Here is a 17344-nt window from a genome sequence, read left to right on the forward strand (position 1 = left end):
GGCAGAAAGCAAGCCTGCGGCCCGCCCTGACCGGATCACCGACAGGGCGGACGCAAGCGGGAGGCGCCGGATTACTTCGCGGCGTTCAGCGCGGGCAGGACTTCCTTGACTTCCTGCTTGCCGTTCTTCACTTCGACGATGAAGCTCTCGCGGTCGAGGTCGCCGTTGTTGTCCATCGCCACGTCCATCAGCACGCCGGGGTGCTTGGCGGCCGACACCTTCAGGCCGTGCAGGGCCTTGGCGACTTCGATGCGATCGACCTTGCCGACCTTCTCGATCGCGGCCTTCATCAGGTAGACGCCGGTGTAGCCCTTGATGCCGTTGTGGTCGCTGATGTACTTGTAGTCCTGGTAGAACTTAGCCTTGAACTTCAGCATCAGCGGGCTGGGTGCATCCACCGTCAGACCGACGTGGGCGACTGCACCGTTGGCGGCTTCACCGGCCAGCTCGATCACCTTCTGGCCCGTCAGCGTGGTCTCGCCGACGATGGGCTTGGTGTAGCCCTGCTTGCGCAGTTCGCGCAGCGCGCGGGCCGACTCTTCTTCGTTGGTGTAGACGAACAGCGCATCCGCGTTGGCCGACTTGGCCTTGAGCACCGGGGCAGAGAAGTCGATCTGGCCGGAGTCGGTCGAGATGTCGGCCACCACCTTCACGCCACTGGCTTCCAGTGCCTTGGTGATCGCGTCACGGCCACCCTTGCCGAAGTCGTTGTTGACGTACATCACCGCCACCGTCTTGGCCTTCAGGCCGTTGGCGATGTAGCGCGCCACCTTCGGCATGGCCGTGGTCTGCGTGAAGCTGGTGCGGAAGATGTAGGGGTTGCCCTTCTGGGTGATGGCCGCCGCCTCGCCGCCGGTGAAGTTGGGCACTTCGGCGCGCTGGGTCTCGGCCATGCTGACCATGATCGAGCCGGAGAAGACCGGGCCGAAGACGGCGAACACGCCGTCGTCGATGGCCTTCTGCGTCAGGCCCTTGGCCACGCCGGGGTTGGACTGGGTGTCGAGCGTGGTGGTCTCGATCTTCTTGCCGAGGATGCCGCCCGCGGCGTTGATTTCCTTGACGGCCAGCTCGACGCCGTTCTTGAAGTTGGTGCCGGCCGAGGCGCCCGCGCCCGACAGCTCGACGATGTTGGCGATCTTGATCGCCTGGGCCTGGGCGACGCTGGTGCCACCGAGGGCGATCAGGGCGGCCAGTGCGAGGAAGGTGTGGCGGGTATGGGTCATCGGTTGTCTCCGGTGTGGTGTGGCGAGGGTGTCAAGGATAGCGGTCGAATCGCGGTCATCGGAAGTCAGACCAGTGCCCGCAGGCTGCGCCGCACGGGGTCCAGATCGCCTTGCACCGCGGCGGCGATCTCGGGGTAGCCAAAGAACTGCAGGTAGTCGGGCACCTGCTGGGCCAGCATCTCGAAACCGGGGTGGCAGACGATGCCGCGGGCGTCACAGGCGCGCTGCAGCGGTGTCGCGTACGGCTTCATCAGGATGTCGATGACGGTGGCGGCTGGGTCGAGGCGGCTGACGTCGAACGGCAGGGGGTCGTCGGTTTGCAGGCCGAGCGGAGTGGCGTGGACCACGACGTCGTAGCTGGCCGGATCGCTCGACGGCGCCGCCCGCACGGGACACCGGGCGTCCTCCTGCAGACGCTGGGCCAGCGCAATGGCGCGCCCGGGAACCGCATCGAACAGGTCCAGCGTGCCCAGCGCCCGTTCGGCCAGGGACACGGCGATCGCCATGCCCGCGCCGCCCGTGCCGACCAGCAGCACGCGCCGGCCAGCCGTGGCCACGCCCAGGTGGTCGAGCGACTTGACCAGACCGATGCCGTCGAACAGTCCGCCGTCCAGCGAACCATCCGATTGCCGGCGCACGGCGTTGACGGCGCCGGCGCGGGTGCCCAGCGGGTCCACGCGGTCGAGCAGGTCCAGCACGGCGGCCTTGTGCGGAATGGTCAGCCACAGGCCGCCGACGTTGGCGGCGCTGAACGCCCCACGCACGAAGTCACCGAGCTGCGCCGGCGCCACGTCGGCCGGCACGAGCACGGCATCGACGCCATGCGCCAGGAACAGCGGGTTGAAGACTTCGGGGGCGCGCACCTGCCCGACCGGGTGGCCGAGGACCAGGAAAACGCGGGTGTGGCCGTTGATGTGCATGGGTGCGGACGATAGTGAGCTGTCCGGCGGGCGACAAGGTGTGTTTGCCCTGTTTGCGCGATAGTCGCGCGTATTCGGCGATGATCATCTCTTTGTCGGGATTTCCCTGTGCCCGGCAAACACCACAGCAGGAGGGGACAGGACATGGACACAGACACCGGCATCGACCGCAAGGACATCATCGACGGCCTCGGCAAGGGCCTGCGCGTCATCGAAGCCTTCGACGAGGAACACGCGCGCCTGACCGCCGCCGAAACCGCCGCCCGCACCGGCCTGACCCGCACGGCGGCGCGCCGCTACCTGCTCAGCCTCGTCCACTTCGGCTATGCGAACACGGACGGCAAGCGCTTCTGGCTCGCGCCGCGGGTGCTGCGGCTCGGGCAGAGCTATCTGGAGGCGGCGCGGCTGCCGCGGCTGGTGCAGCCCTTCGTGCAGCGGCTGGCGATGGAGTGCGGCGAGAACTTCAACTTCAGCGTGCTCGACGGCCACATGGTGGTCTATGTGGCACGCAGCAACAGCACGCGCATGGTGTCGATCGGCTTTCCGGTCGGGGCGCGGGTGCCGGCGCACGTGGTGACGCCGGGGCCGGCGATCCTGTCCACCTTCGGCGAGGCGCGGCTGGCCGAGTGGGTGGCACAGCATGAGTTCAGCGCCTTCACGCCCCGCACCACCACCGATCCGGTGGCGTTTCTGCGCGATGTGCACGGTGCCCGTGACCTTGGCTACTGGGTCACCGAGCAGCAGCTCACGCCGGGGCTGCGCGGCATCGCCATGCCGGTGAAGGACCGCAAGGGCGAATGTGTCGGCGCCCTCGGCACGACCATGCCGATGCCCATGCCGCCCGCCCGCGGCAGCGAGGCGATCGCGCGGCTGCTGCCACGCCTGAGCGAAACGGTGCAGGTGCTGCGCGACGTGTTGTGACCGCGGATCAACCGCGTGTGGTGCCCAGGTAGCGCTTGCGCCAGAAGAACACACTCAGCCCGGCGCCGATCATGACCATCAGCGACACGGCGATCCAGATGCCGGTACTGGTGTGGATGAGCGGCAGGGCGTCGAAGTTCATGCCAAAGAACCCGGTGATGAGGTTCAGCGGCAGAAAGATCGCGGTCAGCACCGTGAGCGTGCGCATGATGTCGTTGGTGCGCTGGCCGACGGCGGAAAAGTGCATCTGCACGGCGCTCTCGATCGACGACTCCAGTCGCCGCACATGCCCCAGCACCCGCTCGATGTGTTCGTGCACATCGCGTGAGCGCACCCGCAGCAGTTCCTGGTCACGGCGGGCGCTGTCGTCCGGAGCCGTCGGCCACTCGTCGAGGCCGTCGATCCATTCCTGGATGGCGCTGCGCTGGTCCTCGCAGATGTCCTCCAGCTGGTGCAATGTATTGCGCGAGTCGAGCAGCGCCGTCCAGTCCATGTGCCGGTTGCGCGGACTGAGCAGGGCCTGCTGCAGCGTGGCGAGCTGGCGGGTGAGCAGGCGGCGCAGCTCCAGATAGCCGTCCACCATGTGGTTGACGATGCGCAGCATCAGGTCGGCCGGGCTGGGGGGCAGCCGGCTGGCACCACTGCCGTTGACGGTCATCTGGGCAAGGCGGGTGGCGAAGAAATCCCGCACCAGGCAGTCGGCCGGATGCACGGTCAGCAGCACGCGGTCGAATACCGCGAAGCCGACCGGGCTGGTGTCGATGGATGCCAGCGCCTGGCGTGCGGTGGCGACGGTGCCGTGTGCGTCGTCGAGGAACAGGCCGGTGCTGCCTGGCGCTGCGGCGAGTCGGCGGAACACCAGCAGGTCGTACCAGGAGGTGTAGTCGAAGTGCGAGGGGAGCTGGTTGCTCAGCAGGTCGGAGATGTGCAGGTCCACGAGCTGGCCGCCCGCACACTGCTGCAGCACGGTCTGCACCTCCGCAACCCGGACTTCGAACTCGCGCCGCGCGGAGGCAATCCACAGGAAACCGCGTTCGGGCAAGGCCTGTGGCAGCTCGGGCAGTTCGGTGCAGCGTTCGTCGATCAGGAAGACCCGCATGGCTGCGATCGCCTCAGCCCTGGCGGATCAGCCGGGCCGCGTCGAGCGCGAAGTAGGTCAGCACGCCATCGGCTCCGGCGCGCTTGAAGGCCAGCAGCGACTCCATCATCACGGCGTCGTGGTCGAGCCAGCCGTTCAGGGCGGCGGCCTTGAGCATCGCGTACTCGCCGCTGACCTGGTAGGCGAAGGTCGGCACGCGGAACTCGTCCTTCACGCGGCGCACGATGTCCAGGTAGGGCATGCCGGGTTTGACCATCACCATGTCGGCGCCTTCCGCGATGTCGAGTGCCACCTCGCGCAGCGCCTCGTCGCTGTTGCCGGGGTCCATCTGGTAGACCTTCTTGTTGCTCTTGCCCAGATTGCCGGCCGAGCCCACCGCATCGCGGAACGGGCCGTAGAAGGCGCTGGCGTACTTGGCGCTGTAGGCCATGATGCGGGTGTGGATCAGGCGCTTCGCTTCGAGCGCCTCGCGGATGGCGCCGATGCGGCCGTCCATCATGTCGCTGGGGGCCACGATGTCCACGCCAGCCTCGGCTTGCACCAGCGCCTGCTGCACCAGCACGGCGATCGTCTCGTCGTTGAGGACGTAGCCGGTGTCGTCGAGCAGACCGTCCTGGCCGTGCGAGGTGTAGGGGTCGAGTGCCACGTCGGTCATGATCCCGAGTTCCGGGAATCGCTTCTTCAGCTCCGCCACGACCGTCGGCACCAGTCCGTCCGGGTTGGTCGCTTCGCGGCCGTCGGGCGTCTTGCCGGCGCTGCCCAGCACGGGGAACAGCGCCATCACTGGAATGCCGAGCGACACGCACTGTTCCGCCACGGGCAGCAACTGGTCGAGGCTGCGGCGCTGCACACCGGGCATCGACGCCACGTCCTGCACCAGCCCCTGGCCTTCGAGCACGAACACGGGATAGATCAGGTCGCTGCAACTCAGCTGGTGCTCGCGCACGAGGTTGCGGGTGAAGGTGTCGCGGCGCAGGCGGCGGGGGCGGTGCAGGGGGTGTCGGGCGGGTGGGAACATGGGCAGGGCAGTGTGAAAGCGGTGCGGCGCACGCCAGTTTTGTCGAATCAAGCGGAATGCCCAGGCTCTAAGGGACACCCCTGACCTTGTCAAAGGCGCGCTTGGTGTTAAACTTTACCCTGAGTGATGCGCCGCTAGGCGCTCATTCCCTGCTTTTCCTCCCTGAGCAGGTGCCTTACCGTGTTGACAGCGTTAAGGCTTATAAGCCCCAGCAAACATGCTGGGGCTCTTTTTTTGTCTGTTCAGCGCTGCGCAGTGACCGTGCGGTTCGGTCCGCGGCCGATGCCCGGCATCGGGACGTCGAGCGATACATCGACACCATCGAGTTGCACCGGCTGGGTCGCATGGAGTTCGTCGAACCAGGTGCTGCGTGGCGGATCCTTGTAACCCGGTAGATCCTGGCCGTCGAACGGACGCACACGCGGTCCACCGCGCACGGCAGTGTCCAGCGGTGCTGTGTCCGGGCCGGTGTCCTGCATGGGCGATGCGGCGGTGTCCGGTTCGTCCTGCAGCAGCGCCTTGCGCACGGCGATCGGGTCCGGCAGGAATGCCTCGTTCCAGACATGCAGCGGAATGCCCGCCGCGCGCAGTACCCGCTCGGTGCGCTGCTGGCGTTTGCGGGCACGCTCCGAATCGACCTTGTCCGCCTGGCGCACCTCGATGATCGCCACCACGTTGGAGGCGCTGTCGCAGACCATCAGGTCCACGCAGACATGGCCGACCCGGCGCAGCCACTCGACGTAGGAATGGCGCGTCGGGACCTTGATGAAGTGCGACAGCGGCACCTGCGCCAGGATCATGTGCTCGGGCACCGCACGGCGCAGAACCTCGAGCGCGCGCTGGTGGCGCAAGGTCAGGACCCGTGTGGCTTCTGGCGGCCAGCCAATGACGGTATCCACGGCGTCAAGGGCGCGGGGACGGCCAAGGCGGGCCGGATCGGTCGGCCGGCTGGTGAGTCGGCGCCATAGCCAGAGCAGTGCCGCGGCGCCCACACAGCCCGCCAGCAGCAGAGCTGCGTTGCTGGATGCGATAGATGAAAAATTCATTCCGTCAAGCTACCTGTCCGGGTGCCTGACGTCAATCCCGGCGAAGGTGTGATGGATGTAACAGGTTCTGGTTGTGTACCTGCATCACTGTCTGACTGTTACATCCGTGAAGGAGCGTCAGAAGCCCATGCCGCCCATGCCACCCATTCCCGGCATGCCCTTCTTGCCGGCCATGCGCTTCATCATCTTCATCATCCCGCCGCCCTTCATCTTCTTCATCATGTCGCGCATCTGCTCGAACTGGTTGAGCATGCGGTTGATCTCCTGCACATGCACCCCCGCGCCGGCGGCGATGCGGCGCTTGCGGCTGGCCTTGAGCAAGTCGGGCTTGCGGCGCTCCAGCGGGGTCATGGAATGGATGATCCCCTCCATGCGCCGCACGTCCTTCTCGGCCTTGCCCATGTCGGCCTGACCCGCCTTGGCGGCAAGCTCGGCCGGCAGCTTGTCGAGCAGGCCGCTCAGGCCACCCATCTTCTTCATCTGGCTGATCTGGGCCAGGAAATCGTTCAGATCGAAGCTCTCGCCGCTCTTGACCTTGTCGGCGAGCTTGCGGGCGGCGTCGATGTCCACCCCCTTCTGGACCTCCTCGACCAGCGCCACGATGTCGCCCATGCCGAGCACGCGGCCGGCATGGCGCTCGGCGTCGAACACCTCCAGCCCGTCGATCTTCTCGGAGACACCAGCGAACTTGATCGGTGCACCGGTGATCTGCCGCACCGACAGCGCCGCGCCGCCGCGCGAGTCGCCGTCGAGCTTCGTCAGCACGATGCCGGTCAGCGGCAGGGCCTCCTTGAACGCCCGGGCGGTGTTGATCGCGTCCTGGCCTTGCATCGCATCGACGACGAACAGCGTCTCGATCGGGTTCAGCGTGGCGTGCAGGTCGCGGATCTCGGCCATCAGGGCTTCGTCGATCGCGAGGCGGCCGGCGGTGTCCACCAGCAGCACGTCGAAGTAGTGCTTCTTCGCGTAGTCGATGGCGGCCAGCGCGATGTCGTGCGGTTTCTGGTCCGGGGTGGAGGGGAACCATTCGGCACCGGCCTGTTTCGTCACCATCTTGAGCTGCTCGATGGCGGCCGGGCGGTAGACGTCGGCCGAAACGGTCAGCACCTTCTTCTTGCGGCGCTCGATCAGGTGCTTGGCCAGCTTGGCGGTGGTCGTCGTCTTGCCGGCGCCCTGCAGACCGGCCATCAGGATGACCGCCGGTGGCTGGGTGGCGAGGTTGAGGTCGGAGATCCCTTCGCCCATGGTGGCGGCGAGTTCCTTGTGGACGATGCTCACCAGCACCTGGCCCGGCGAGAGCGAGTTGGCCACTTCGGCGCCGAGGGCGCGGTCCTTGACGCGGGCGACGAAGTCGCGGACCACCGGCAGGGCCACGTCGGCCTCCAGCAGCGCCATGCGGACCTCGCGCAGCATGTCCTGGACGTTCGCTTCGGTGATGCGGGCCTGGCCGCGCATCGACTTGACCAGGCGTGACAGACGTTCGGAAAGGGCGGAGGCCATCGGGTGTCCCGGTTGACTAGGAAAAGTACACTGTGCAGGTGATTTTATCGACCCCCTCGCACCCCCTGGCCCACGGACTGTCTGTCTGGTCGCTCGCACCGTCGCTGCTGGCGCTGGTGGCCTATGCGCTGGCGGCACTGCCGGGCGTCGGCGCCCTGGCGCGGCGTGCGCTGCCGCTGGCCTGGGGGTTCCACGGCGTGGCCGGTCTGGCGCACCTGTTCGGCATCGGGCTGGTGATGCAGGGCGCCCGCTTCGGCTTTGCCCCGGCACTGTCGGCGACGGCCTGGATGGTGCTGGCGGTGCATGCCGTGGAGAGCCGCTGCGTGCCGCTGCCGGGGGTGCGGCGGCTGCTGGCGGCGCTGGGCGGCGGCACGCTGGCGCTGGCGCTGCTGTTTCCGGGGGAGGGCGGCTTGTATCCGGCATCACCTTGGGCGCCGCTGCACTGGATGCTCGGGCTGGCCTCCTACGGGCTGGTGGCGGCGGCGGTGCTCCATGCAGCGTGGCTGGACCGTGCGGAACGGGCGATGCGCCTGCGCATGAAGAAGCCGGGGCTGCGCGCGGAGGTGGTCGCACCGCCGCCGGCGCTGCCGCTGCTGACGCTGGAGAAGCTGACCTACCGCTTCGTCTGGGCGGGGTTTGTCGTGCTGTCGCTGGCGCTGGCGCTGGGCGTATGGGTCACCCCGGTCTGGCACTGGGACCACAAGACGGTGTTCTCGCTGCTCGGCTGGCTGGTGCTGGCCGGCTTGCTGGCGGGGCGGCAGGCGTTCGGCTGGCGCGGACGGCTGGCCACACGCGGGCTGTACGTGGGCGCGGCCTTGTTGCTGCTGGCCTATGTCGGTTCGCGCTTCGTGCTGGAGGTGCTGCTGCACCGCACGGTGGTCAGTGCGCTGGTCGGGTCGGGTGGCGGGCCATGAAGCTGCTGCTGATCCTGCTGACCGTGCTGGCGGTCGTGTGGCTGCTGCGCAGTGCGCGCAGGCTGCCACCGCCCGCACGCCGGGACGATGCACCGGTTGAAGCGCCGCCCAGCCGCGCCGTGCAGACTCTGGCGCGCTGCGCCCACTGCGGCATGCACCTGGCCTCGGCCGACGCCAAGTCGCGCGATGGGCAGCCGTACTGCTCGGCAGCGCACCGGCGCGCAGGGCCGCGTGCGCCTTTCGGGCGATCCTGAGGCGCGCAACCGGTGCGCGACGAGAACTGGTTCACGACGCTCGGCTTCGGCCTGGAGCGCACACAGCCGATGTCGCTGGACCGTGGCGATGCGCGCCCGTCCGTGCCCGGGCCTGCCGCTGCCGCTGCGCCATCCCCTGTTGCTGCACCTCAAGCTGTGCCGGTGAATGGTCCATCGCCGCCGCCGCACCGCAGCAGCCGGGTCGATCCCCCCGCCTCTTTTCAGCGCATCTTCCGGGCCTTCACCATCGCCCGTGCCTTGCTGGGCGTGCTGCTGCTGGGGATCCAGGGGCTGGTGGTCGCCTACCTGAGCGGCCGGCCGGTGTGGGCGTCGCTGCTGGTGTGTGGCGTGCAGGTGCTGGCGTCGCTGGCGGTGCTGGTCTGGCCGGTGGCGCCGACCGGCCACATGGCGGCTTCGGGGCACCTGCGCAACCGCTGGGCGCTGGCGACGATCGGGGTGGACCTGCTCGCCTTTACGCTGCTGCTGTTCGCGTCGGGACCGGCGGTGAACGTGGCTGCGCTTTACATGCTGCCAGTGCTGATGGCCGCTACGCTGATGCCGCGCCATCAGGCGTACGGCGTGGCCTCCGGGGTGGTGCTGCTGCTGCTGGGCGAGGCCTGGTGGGGTGCGTCCAGTGCGGACGAACTGGCCGCAGCGCTGATGCAGGCGGGCATTGCCGGGGGCGGGGTGCTCACCATCGCGATGCTGGCGGGTCAGTTGTCGGACCGCCTCGCTCGGCAGGAAATGGCCGCACGGAGCACGCTGGAAATCGCTCGCCAGCAGGCGCGCCTGAACCGGCTGATGATCGAGGAAATGCAGGACGGCGTCATGGTTGCCGACCGCGAGGGGCGGGTGCAGGCGGCGAATCCGGCGGCATTGCAGCTCATCGGTGCGCCCAAGGCGCGGCGTTTCATGCCCTTTGACCTGCACCATCTGCCGGCTTGGGCCCCGCTGCGCGAGGCGCTGGCGCGGGGCTATGCCCGCGGCGTCTGGCCCGAAGGTGGACAGGAGATCAGTTTGCGCGTGGCCTCGTCCAGCGCGGACTCCCCTGCCGAGGAGCGCCCACTGCGGGTGCGCATGCGCTTCACGCGGCGGCGCGATGCGCGCTCGGGTGAGGCGCTGTGCGTGCTGTTCCTGGAGGACGTGCGTACGCTGCGTGCGCGCGCGCGTCAGGAAAAGCTCGCCGCGATGGGCCGGGTCTCGGCAGGCATCGCCCATGAGATCCGCAACCCGCTGGCCGCCATCGCCCAGGCCAACGCCCTGCTGGCCGAAGACCTCACCGACCCCGGCCAGCAGCGCCTGAGCCGTATGGTGGCCGACAACGTCGAGCGGCTGCAGCGCATCGTTGACGATGTGGCCGAGGTGTCGCCGGGTGCGTCGAGCGATGCGCCGGTGATCGAGCTGGGCGCCGAAGTGGGGCGGTTGTGCGCCGACTGGGCCCGCACGGCCGGACTGTCCAACGACGACCGCAGCACGCTGTTCGTGGACACTGGCGACGAGCCGCTGCCCGTCCGTTTTGACCCGGAGCACCTGCGCCGCGTGCTGGTCAACCTGCTCGACAACGCGCTGCGCCATGGCAGCCACCAGCCACACGCGGTGTGGGTGCGTGTGGCGGCCCGGGCGCAAGCCCGCATCGAGCTGTCGGTGGCCAGCGATGGCGAAGTGATCGCCCCCGATGTGGAGCCGCACCTGTTCGAGCCCTTTTTCTCCACCCGCAGCCGCGGCACCGGGCTGGGGCTGTACATCTGCCGCGAGCTGTGTGCGCGCTACGGGGCCTCGATCGACTTCCGGCCGCGCGGACCGGGCGCCCGCCACCGCAATGTCTTCCTGGTGGCGATGCCGTGCGTCACCCTCTCACTGGCCGAGTCCACTGCATGAGCCTTTCCGCCCCACCTCGCCTGCTGGTCGTCGATGACGAACCCGACCTGCGCACGCTCTACGAGCTGGCCCTGCTGCGCGAGGGCTACGACATCGAGACGGCGGGGACGGTCGAAGAAGCCTGGACGCTGCTGAACGCCGCCCGCTACAGCGCCATCATCACCGACATGCGCCTGCCCGACGGTACGGGCCTGGACCTGCTGCGACGGCTGGAGCAGGCCGGCCGGCCCGAGAAGACCATCGTCATCACGGCCTACGGTTCGGCCGAGAACGCAGTGCAGGCGCTCAAGTCCGGTGCCTATGACTACCTGACCAAGCCGGTGGACCTGCGCCAGTTCCGCAGCGTCGTGGCGTCGGCGCTCGGCCGCGGTCTGGCGGTGGCCGCGGCCCCGGCGATGCGCGGGGCAGGGCGGCTCACCCGGCCTGCCGCAGCGCCGGTGGTGGCGGATGCACTGCAGCGCATGGGTGGCCGCACGCCGGTCATGCAGCAGGTGCGGGTGCTGATCGACAAGGTCGCGCGCAGCATGGCGCCGGTGCTGGTCCACGGCGAGTCGGGCACCGGCAAGGAACTGGTGGCGCGGGCCATCCACCAGGTCAGCCAGCGGGCGGGCGGGCCGTGCATCGCGGTCAATTGCGGCGCGATCCCCGAGCAGTTGCTGGAGGCGGAGTTCTTTGGCTACCGCAAGGGCGCCTTCACCGGCGCCAACGAGGACCGCGAGGGCTTCTTCCAGGCGGCCAGCGGCGGCACGCTGTTCCTCGACGAGATCGGTGACTTGCCGCTGGCGATGCAGAGCAAGCTGCTGCGCGTGGTCCAGGAACGTGCGGTGCGGCCGGTGGGCGCCATGGCCGAGCTGCCACTGGACGTGCGCATCGTCAGCGCGACACACAAGGATCTGGCGTGCGAAGTGGCGGCAGGGCGCTTTCGGCAGGACCTCTACTACCGGCTCAACGTGATCCAGATCCGCGTCCCGCCGCTGCGCGAGCGGCTCGACGACCTGCCGCTGCTGTGCGAGGCGGTGCTGGCCCGCGTGGCGGGCGAGTCGGCGCTGGTGGAGGTGCCGCGGCTGACGGGTGCTGCGCTGCAGTCGCTGGCGCAGCACCCGTTTCCGGGCAATGTGCGTGAGCTGGAGAACCTGCTGCACCGGGCGGTGGCTCTGTCGTCGGGCGGGCTGATCGATGTGGGCGACCTGGGCTTGCACGAGGCGTCCGCCGCTCCCCTGGCGGCCGAGCCTGCGCGGGTGGTGCCCGCCGAGCCGGTCATGGGGGTGGTCGATGCGGTGGCGCTGCCGGCCGATCTGGTGGCCTATCTCGATGACGTCGAGCGCGAGGTGCTGGTGCGGGCGCTGGAACACCACCGTTACAACCGCACTGCCGCTGGCGCTGCGATGGGCCTGACGCTGCGCCAGATGCGCTACCGCATGGCGCGGCTGGGCATCCAGGTGGCCGGCGATGCGCTCACCGTCGACGACGCCGAGCCGCTGGGCGATCTGGTGCCATGAGCCGCAGCCTGCGCAGCCGGCGCCACGCACCGCGCCGGGGGCCGTGGCTGGACGGCTGGTACCGCGCCGCGCGCCGGGTGCCGAGTCCCAACTTCGGGCCGCGGCCGCCGGGGCAGCCCGTGCGTCTGGCCGTGGTGCACTCGATCAGCCTGCCGCCCGGGATCTACGGGGGTGACGCGGTCGAGCGGTTGTTCACCAATCGGCTGGATCCGGCTGGCCATCCCTACTTCGCCGGACTGGCTGGCGTCGCGGTTTCGGCACATTTTCTGGTGCGGCGAGGCGGCGAGCTGGTGCAGTTTGTTCGCGTCGGGGACCGGGCCTGGCATGCGGGGACCTCGGTCTGGCGCGGCGTGCCGAACTGCAACGACTACGCGCTGGGCATCGAGATGGAAGGCCTGGAAGGCCAGCACTTCGAGGCTGCGCAGTACCGTGCCGCAGCCCGTCTGCTGCGCGACGTCGCGTCCGTCTGGCCTGTCGCGGAAGTGGTTGGTCACGAACATGTGGCCCCTGGTCGCAAGGGTGATCCCGGCCCCGGATTCGACTGGCGGAGGCTGGCACGGCTGCTGCGACGTAGCATGAAATCAGATTCTCGGACAACCCGTGATTTGTCAATCGAACACTAGCGGTAGTGCTTTAAAAATACCAATCACACTACCTGTAGTGTGGTGATATTCTTGCGCGCAAGAAACGCAACAAAGACAAACCCAAAGGCGCCTTCTCAAAAAGGGGCCTTTTTCTTTGATCCGCCACGACTAGGCCAGACAAGAAAGAGCGACCACCAATGCACACCGCCATCTCCAGCTCCACCACTTCCCAGCCCGAGTCAATGTCCGCTAAGGGTGCCAGCACGGCCTCGGCCTACGCCGGTTACCAGATCATTCGCCGCAATGGCGCCGTGGTGGCCTTCGAGCCGCACAAGATCGCGGTGGCGATGATGAAGGCGTTCCTGGCGGTGCGGGGCGCGCAAGGCGCGGCCTCGGCCAGCGTGCGCGAGGCGGTGGACACGCTGACCGAGTCGGTGGTGCGCGCGCTGCTGCGCTCGCGTCCGAGCGGCGGCACCTTCCACATCGAGGACGTGCAGGACCAGGTCGAACTCGGCCTGATGCGTGGCAGCCACCACGACGTGGCGCGGGCCTACGTGCTCTACCGCGAGCGCCATGCCCAGGAGCGCCTGAGCAAGGGCCAGGCGCCTGCGCAGCCGCCGACGGAACTCGTGGTGCAGGACCACGGCCAGCGCGTGCCGCTGAACCAGGGTGGGCTGCAACTGCTGATCGAGTCGGCGTGTGCCGATCTGGGCGACGAGGTGACGGCCGCGCCGGTGCTGGCCGAGACGCGCCGCAACCTGTACGACGGCGTGCCGGTCGATGAGGTCTACAAGGCGGCGATCCTGGCGGCGCGCACGCTGATCGAGAAGGATCCCGGCTACACCCGCGTCACGGCCCGGCTGCTGATGCACACGATCCGCCGCGAAGTGCTCGGCGACGACGTGCTGCAGCACGAGATGGCGCAACGCTACGTCGAGTATTTCCCGCAGTTCATCCGCAAGGGCATCGACGCCGAGCTGCTGGACGAGCGCATGGCGCAGTTCGACCTCGTGCGCCTCGGGGCGGCGCTCAAGCCCGAGCGCGACATGAACTTCGACTACCTCGGTCTGCAGACGCTCTACGACCGCTACTTCCTGCACATCCGCAAGCAGCGCATCGAACTGCCGCAGGCGTTTTTCATGCGCGTGGCGATGGGGCTGTCGCTGGGCGAGATCGACCGCGAAGGCCGGGCGATCGAATTCTACGAAGTGCTGTCGACGTTCGATTTCATGTCGAGCACGCCGACGCTGTTCAACGCCGGCACGCGCCGCTCGCAGCTGTCGAGCTGCTACCTGACGACGGTGCCCGACGACCTGGACGGCATCTACGAGGCGATCAAGGACAACGCGATGCTGTCGAAGTTCGCCGGCGGGCTGGGCAACGACTGGACCTCGGTGCGGGCGCTGGGCAGCCACATCAAGGGGACGAATGGCGAGTCGCAGGGGGTGGTGCCGTTCCTGAAGGTGGTGAACGACACGGCCGTGGCGGTGAACCAGGGCGGGAAACGCAAGGGCGCGGTCTGCGCCTATCTGGAGTCCTGGCACCTCGACATCGAGGAATTCCTCGAACTGCGCAAGAACACCGGCGACGACCGCCGCCGCACCCACGACATGAATACGGCGAACTGGATTCCCGACCTGTTCATGCGCCGCGTGATGGAGGGCGGTGACTGGACGCTGTTCTCGCCGTCGAACTGCCCGGACCTGCACGACCTGTTCGGCATCGCCTTCGAGCAGGCGTACACCCGCTACGAAGGCATGGCGCAGCGCGGCGAGATCAAGCTGTTCAAGCGCATCCGGGCGGTGGACCTGTGGCGCAAGATGCTCTCGATGCTGTTCGAGACCGGCCACCCGTGGATCACGTTCAAGGACGCCTGCAACGTGCGCTCGCCGCAGCAGCATGTCGGGGTGGTGCATTCATCTAATCTCTGCACCGAAATTACCCTGAACACCAACGCCAGCGAGATTGCCGTCTGCAACCTCGGCTCCGTCAATCTGGCCCACCACTTGACGGACGGCCCGAACGGTACCCGCGTGCTCGACACCGCCAAGCTGAAGAAGACGATCTCGACGGCGATGCGCATGCTCGACAACGTCATCGACATCAACTACTACGCGGTCAAGAAGGCGCGTGACTCGAACCTGCGCCACCGCCCGGTCGGCCTGGGGCTGATGGGCTTCCAGGACGCGCTGTACCAACTGCGCGTGCCGTATGCGTCGCAGGAAGCGGTCGAGTTCGCGGACCGCTCGATGGAAGCGATCTGCTACCACGCCTACTGGGCCTCGACCGACCTGGCCGCCGAGCGTGGTCGTTACCAGAGCTACGCCGGCTCGCTGTGGGACCGCGGCATCCTTCCCCTCGACTCGCTCAAGCTGCTGTTCGAGCAGCGCGGCGGCTATGTCGAGGTGGACACCTCGTCCACGCTGGACTGGGACGCCCTGCGCACCCGCATCGGCGAGGTCGGCATGCGCAACTCGAACTGCGTGGCCATCGCCCCGACGGCGACGATCTCCAACATCATCGGCGTGGACGCCTCGATCGAGCCGAGCTTCGGCAACCTGTCGGTCAAGTCCAACCTGTCGGGCGAGTTCACCATCGTCAACGAGTACCTCGTGCGCGACCTGAAGAAGCTCGGCCTGTGGGACGACATCATGGTGATGGACCTCAAGCACTTCGACGGCTCGCTGCGCCGCATCGACCGCGTGCCCGAGGAGCTGAAGCGCCTGTACGCGACGGCGTTCGAGGTCGAGCCGCGCTGGCTGGTGGAGGCCGGCGCGCGTCGCCAGAAGTGGATCGACCAGGCGCAGTCGCTCAACATCTACATGGCGGGTGCCTCGGGCAAGAAGCTCGACGAGACCTACAAGCTGGCGTGGCTGCGCGGCCTGAAGACGACCTACTACCTCCGCACGACCAGCGCCACCAGCGCCGAGAAGTCCACCGTCGGCGCCGGCTCGCACAACGCGGTCAGCTCGGGTGGATCGGCCAGTGCGCCGTCCGCCTTCGACAAGGCGGCAGCAGCGGCCCAGGCGATGATGGCGGCAGCGGCGGACGCGACCCCGGCCACCGATGTCAAGTTCTGCGCGATCGACGATCCGGGCTGCGAAGCCTGCCAGTGATCCGACCCTGACCATGACCGCGGAATGAAACTGTCCGAACACCAGCGCTTCGGGGCCTGAAACTCCCAAGAAACGCTTGGTGTTTGGACACAACATTCCGATAATTCACCCCCACTAGGAAGTCAGCCATGCTGGTCTGGGAAGACACCCCGCGCTCCGCGCCCACCCCCTCGAATTTCGCTGAACCGAACGGTGCTCATCCCGCTTCGGAAACCACTTCGACGGCCGTGTCCAGCGTGAGCCAGCGCCGCGTCAATGCTGCCGACAAGCGCATCATCAACGCCAAGACCGACGTCAACCAGCTCGTCCCGTTCAAGTACAAGTGGGCCTGGGACAAGTACCTCGCCACCTGCGCCAACCACTGGATGCCGCAGGAAGTGAACATGAGCCGCGACATCGCGCTGTGGAAAGACCCGAATGGTCTGACCGAAGACGAGCGCCGCATCGTCAAGCGCAACCTCGGCTTCTTCGTCACCGCCGACTCGCTGGCCGCCAACAACATCGTGCTGGGCACCTACCGCCACATCACGGCGCCCGAGTGCCGCCAGTTCCTGCTGCGCCAGGCGTTCGAGGAGGCGATCCACACCCACGCCTACCAGTACATCGTCGAGAGCCTCGGTCTGGACGAGAGCGAGATCTTCAACGCTTACAACGAAGTCCAGTCGATCCGCGACAAGGACGAGTTCCTGATCCCCTTCATCGAGGCGATCATGGACCCGCACTTCAAGACCGGCACGCCCGAGACCGACCAGACGCTGCTGAAGTCGCTGATCGTGTTCGCGTGCCTGATGGAAGGTCTGTTCTTCTACGTCGGCTTCACGCAGATCCTCGCCCTGGGCCGCCAGAACAAGATGACCGGTGCGGCCGAGCAGTACCAGTACATCCTGCGCGACGAGTCGATGCACTGCAACTTCGGCATCGACCTGATCAACGCGCTGAAAATGGAGAACCCGCACCTGTGGACGGCCGAGTTCAAGGCCGAGATCATTGCGCTGTTCCACAAGGCGGTCGATCTGGAGTACGCCTACGCTGAAGACACCATGCCCCGCGGCGTGCTGGGCATGAACGCGGCGATGTTCAAGGGCTACCTGCGCTACATCGCCAACCGGCGTGCGGTGCAGATCGGTCTCGACGAGCTGTTCCCGGGTGAGGAGAACCCCTTCCCGTGGATGAGCGAGATGATCGACCTGAAGAAGGAACGGAACTTCTTCGAGACCCGCGTGATCGAGTACCAAACCGGCGGCGCGCTGTCCTGGGATTGATGAAACACCATCCCGTGCAGCCTGACCGCTCCCCCATTCAAGGCACCCGAACGTCTCCCGCAGACTGTTTCGCGGACCGAGGATCACCCGGAGCACCCTCAGGCGCCCGG

The 17344-nt window shown here is 67.6% G+C and carries 14 protein-coding genes; 8 read left to right on the forward strand and 6 right to left on the reverse strand.

Annotated elements, in window-relative coordinates; all coding sequences use genetic code 11:
* Positions 1-71 precede the first annotated feature (71 nt).
* The gene (locus RMP06_RS10560; protein WP_310461737.1) at positions 72-1223 is read right to left on the reverse strand and encodes an ABC transporter substrate-binding protein; all 1152 of its coding nucleotides are present in this window, start codon (positions 1221-1223) and stop codon (positions 72-74) included.
* 65 nt (positions 1224-1288) lie between these two features.
* On the reverse strand, positions 1289-2143 hold the full coding sequence (locus RMP06_RS10565) for a shikimate dehydrogenase family protein (RefSeq protein WP_310461738.1): 855 nt from the start codon (positions 2141-2143) through the stop codon (positions 1289-1291).
* A 144-nt stretch (positions 2144-2287) separates the two neighbouring features.
* On the opposite strand from RMP06_RS10565, the gene RMP06_RS10570 reads away from it, so the two are divergent.
* On the forward strand, positions 2288-3064 hold the full coding sequence (locus RMP06_RS10570) for an IclR family transcriptional regulator domain-containing protein (RefSeq protein ID WP_310461739.1): 777 nt from the start codon (positions 2288-2290) through the stop codon (positions 3062-3064).
* A 7-nt stretch (positions 3065-3071) separates the two neighbouring features.
* Here the strand turns inward: RMP06_RS10570 and RMP06_RS10575 are convergent, their stop codons facing one another.
* The 4 genes from RMP06_RS10575 to ffh all read right to left on the reverse strand — a co-directional run bounded on the left by RMP06_RS10575 (position 3072) and on the right by ffh (position 7727).
* Positions 3072-4163 (reverse strand): magnesium transporter CorA family protein, encoded by a 1092-nt coding sequence (locus tag RMP06_RS10575; RefSeq protein WP_310461740.1) that lies wholly within the window; start codon positions 4161-4163, stop codon positions 3072-3074.
* A 13-nt stretch (positions 4164-4176) separates the two neighbouring features.
* Positions 4177-5181: a porphobilinogen synthase gene (hemB, locus tag RMP06_RS10580; RefSeq protein WP_310461741.1), complete on the reverse strand. Its 1005-nt coding sequence runs from the start codon at positions 5179-5181 to the stop codon at positions 4177-4179.
* A 242-nt stretch (positions 5182-5423) separates the two neighbouring features.
* Positions 5424-6227, reverse strand: coding sequence for a DUF2726 domain-containing protein (locus RMP06_RS10585; protein WP_310461742.1), 804 nt, complete (start codon positions 6225-6227; stop codon positions 5424-5426).
* A gap of 117 nt (positions 6228-6344) precedes the next feature.
* On the reverse strand, positions 6345-7727 hold the full coding sequence (gene ffh, locus RMP06_RS10590) for a signal recognition particle protein (RefSeq protein ID WP_310461743.1): 1383 nt from the start codon (positions 7725-7727) through the stop codon (positions 6345-6347).
* Positions 7728-7765: 38 nt separating this feature from the next.
* On the opposite strand from ffh, the gene RMP06_RS10595 reads away from it, so the two are divergent.
* The 7 genes from RMP06_RS10595 to RMP06_RS10625 all read left to right on the forward strand — a co-directional run bounded on the left by RMP06_RS10595 (position 7766) and on the right by RMP06_RS10625 (position 17234).
* Positions 7766-8641: a cytochrome C assembly family protein gene (locus tag RMP06_RS10595; RefSeq protein WP_310461744.1), complete on the forward strand. Its 876-nt coding sequence runs from the start codon at positions 7766-7768 to the stop codon at positions 8639-8641.
* Positions 8638-8895 carry a PP0621 family protein gene (locus RMP06_RS10600; protein WP_310461745.1) on the forward strand — a complete coding sequence of 86 codons (258 nt, stop codon included), beginning with the start codon at positions 8638-8640 and terminating at the stop codon, positions 8893-8895. The genes RMP06_RS10595 and RMP06_RS10600 overlap by 4 nt, the downstream gene beginning before the upstream one ends.
* Before the next feature lie 12 nt (positions 8896-8907).
* Positions 8908-10773 carry a sensor histidine kinase gene (locus tag RMP06_RS10605; RefSeq protein ID WP_310461746.1) on the forward strand — a complete coding sequence of 622 codons (1866 nt, stop codon included), beginning with the start codon at positions 8908-8910 and terminating at the stop codon, positions 10771-10773.
* Positions 10770-12272 carry a sigma-54-dependent transcriptional regulator gene (locus tag RMP06_RS10610; RefSeq protein WP_310461747.1) on the forward strand — a complete coding sequence of 501 codons (1503 nt, stop codon included), beginning with the start codon at positions 10770-10772 and terminating at the stop codon, positions 12270-12272. Before RMP06_RS10605 ends, RMP06_RS10610 begins: the two co-directional genes overlap by 4 nt.
* Positions 12269-12895, forward strand: a complete 627-nt coding sequence (ampD, locus tag RMP06_RS10615; RefSeq protein ID WP_310461748.1) for a 1,6-anhydro-N-acetylmuramyl-L-alanine amidase AmpD — start codon at positions 12269-12271, stop codon at positions 12893-12895. Before RMP06_RS10610 ends, ampD begins: the two co-directional genes overlap by 4 nt.
* 158 nt (positions 12896-13053) lie before the next feature.
* Entirely contained in the window at positions 13054-15972 is a 2919-nt protein-coding gene (locus tag RMP06_RS10620; protein ID WP_310461749.1) for a ribonucleoside-diphosphate reductase subunit alpha, read from the forward strand.
* A 128-nt stretch (positions 15973-16100) separates the two neighbouring features.
* On the forward strand, positions 16101-17234 hold the full coding sequence (locus RMP06_RS10625; RefSeq protein ID WP_310461750.1) for a ribonucleotide-diphosphate reductase subunit beta: 1134 nt from the start codon (positions 16101-16103) through the stop codon (positions 17232-17234).
* The last annotated feature ends 110 nt before the right edge of the window (positions 17235-17344 follow it).

Source organism: Sphaerotilus sp. (assembly GCF_031429695.1).
GTDB lineage: Bacteria > Pseudomonadota > Gammaproteobacteria > Burkholderiales > Burkholderiaceae_C > Sphaerotilus.